This window comes from Microcystis sp. M49636_WE2, from assembly GCF_030065375.1.
Lineage (GTDB): Bacteria > Cyanobacteriota > Cyanobacteriia > Cyanobacteriales > Microcystaceae > Microcystis > Microcystis aeruginosa_C.
Genome location: NZ_JASJFG010001098.1, coordinates 1 through 1,905 on the forward strand (window position 1 = coordinate 1; position 1,905 = coordinate 1,905).

The window sequence follows — 1,905 nt, forward strand, 5'->3', positions numbered from 1 at the left end:
CCGCAACAGACGAGAAATGCGATGGGGAATTGCTTCAGCATTGCGATTCATCCAGTTATAATTGCGTGTCAGCAAGTTAGCCACAGGAATCGCATCACAACGGGGATTAAATTGATCTAATTGCAATTCTACAGATGATTCCGAGCTATCAGGCTCTAAAATCCCCGTAATTGACTTGATTTTAATTCTGGTTGTGTTGCCGTCAAAAATTTTTTCAATTAAACCAAGGGCCGCTAATTTATCTAACATCATACCCGCCGAGCGTTCGCTGCCCTGGTCCTGATCCTGATAAAATAAATCCGATGCTTGCCGATGGGTACAGATAATGGCAGTGGTGGGAAAAATTAACTGGGATAAAGGGGGTTTTGCCTGTCCTTCCTTGGCGATCGCATAAATCCAGAGACGCAGAAAACAAGTGGCACGCACCCGGGTTAATCCCACTCTCCCCACCAAGCGCTCGATCATTTGTTCTTGTTTTTCCCAAGAATACCAAATTTTCAGGTGTTTGCTCTCCATCTTTTCGGTCCTAGATTCTGACAACGATTATACTTGATACTTCACCCCACTTCACCCCACTTCACCCCAGTTCTCAACCCTCCCCCTACTAGATAGCGCTCATTGTTGTTGCACCTCTAGAAGAGACAAAATGGGTGTAGAAACATTTAGGAGACGATTATGAACGATAAAAAATACGGTACTGCTCCCAGTCATACTCAAGCGTGGATTTTTCAAACTTGGTTATCTTTTATTGTCTCTATTTCTGCCACTTCTTTAGGAGTTATTTATCTACCAGTAGATGCGTGGATTAAAGGTTATTTAGGCATGGGTTTACTATTTACCGTCGGTTCCACCATTAATTTATCAAAAACTGTCCGTGATGTCGAAGAATCTAAACGCTTAATTAATCGCATTGACGAAGCAAAGTTAGAACGGATATTGAGTCAGTACGATCCCTATAAGGAGTAGTTTTTCCCAGTTATTGGTTATCAGTTTTTTCGATTATTCTCACTCTTTTTTCTGACTTAGGAGAGTTTATATGCTATTCACAACTAATCTAATCAGTGTGACCAAAGGAATAATTTCTCTTTTACAAAATCCCAGTAACATTATGTCTGTATATGATATTGAAGATGGCTTAAAAGAGAGTTGGTTACAGCGATTATCTTTGCAATATGTTAAAAGCGATCGAGCTACCGCCCAAATGATTGCCCAAAGATATCTAGCCGCTAGTCCCTGTTTAGAAACCTTGCTAAAACTCCCGGAAGATTCCCTAGGTTATCATTATGCTACTCACCTAATTAGTCTCAATTTTGATCCTAATTTTTATCGGTCTATTCAGGTCAATTCCGACACAGATTATCTGCTGCTTCGCCTACGGCAAACTCACGATATCTGGCATATAGTCACGGGTTTTGGTGTCGATGGCATGGGAGAATTGCAGCTGAAAGCTTTTGAATTAAGTCAAACTCGTCGCCCTCTAGCTATTGTACTACTTTTAGGGGGATTATTGGGAGCTTTATTTTCTTCGCCACTTTCCTTACATTCTCTCTGCAAAGAGATTGTCATCGCCTATAATTTGGGCAAAAATACTCGACCTTTTTTAGCGCAAAAATGGGAACTAGCTTGGGAGAAATCCCTGCTAGTTTGGCGGCAAGAATTGGCAATCGTCCACTCGAACCTAGGAAATTAATTTTGCTGGACTACTTAAGTAAGTGGTTATAATTAAATTGAGGATAGATTTTGTCTTTGATCCCCCCTTAATCCTAGGGTTTATTCATAGTAGGGTTGATTCATGAATCAACCCTACCCTTAATCCCCCCTTAATCCCCCCCCCATCACCCCCTCCCCCCCCCTTCCTCCCCCCCCCCCCCCCCCCCCCCCCCCCCCCCCCCCTACACCCCCCCC

General features: G+C 42.7%; 2 protein-coding genes and 1 pseudogene. 2 read left to right on the plus strand and 1 reads right to left on the minus strand.

Going from position 1 to position 1,905, the window contains the following annotated elements; all coding sequences use genetic code 11:
* Positions 1 to 516: pseudogene (locus PX484_RS25435) on the minus strand (hypothetical protein); the annotation flags it as partial.
* Positions 517 to 675: 159 nt separating this feature from the next.
* Here PX484_RS25435 and PX484_RS25440 point away from each other — a divergent pair.
* Together PX484_RS25440 and PX484_RS25445 are read left to right on the plus strand one after the other, a co-directional pair.
* On the plus strand, positions 676 to 966 hold the full coding sequence (locus PX484_RS25440) for a YiaA/YiaB family inner membrane protein (RefSeq protein ID WP_149978304.1): 291 nt from the start codon (positions 676 to 678) through the stop codon (positions 964 to 966).
* A gap of 70 nt (positions 967 to 1,036) precedes the next feature.
* Positions 1,037 to 1,690, plus strand: a complete 654-nt coding sequence (locus tag PX484_RS25445; RefSeq protein WP_287766912.1) for a Coq4 family protein — start codon at positions 1,037 to 1,039, stop codon at positions 1,688 to 1,690.
* The last annotated feature ends 215 nt before the right edge of the window (positions 1,691 to 1,905 follow it).

Excerpts from the sequence above, each read along its gene's own strand:
- PX484_RS25445 (WP_287766912.1), top strand. The coding sequence starts at position 1,037 with ATGCTATTCACAACTAATCTAATCAGTGTGACCAAAGGAATAATTTCT.
- PX484_RS25440 (WP_149978304.1), top strand. The coding sequence starts at position 676 with ATGAACGATAAAAAATACGGTACTGCTCCCAGTCATACTCAAGCGTGG.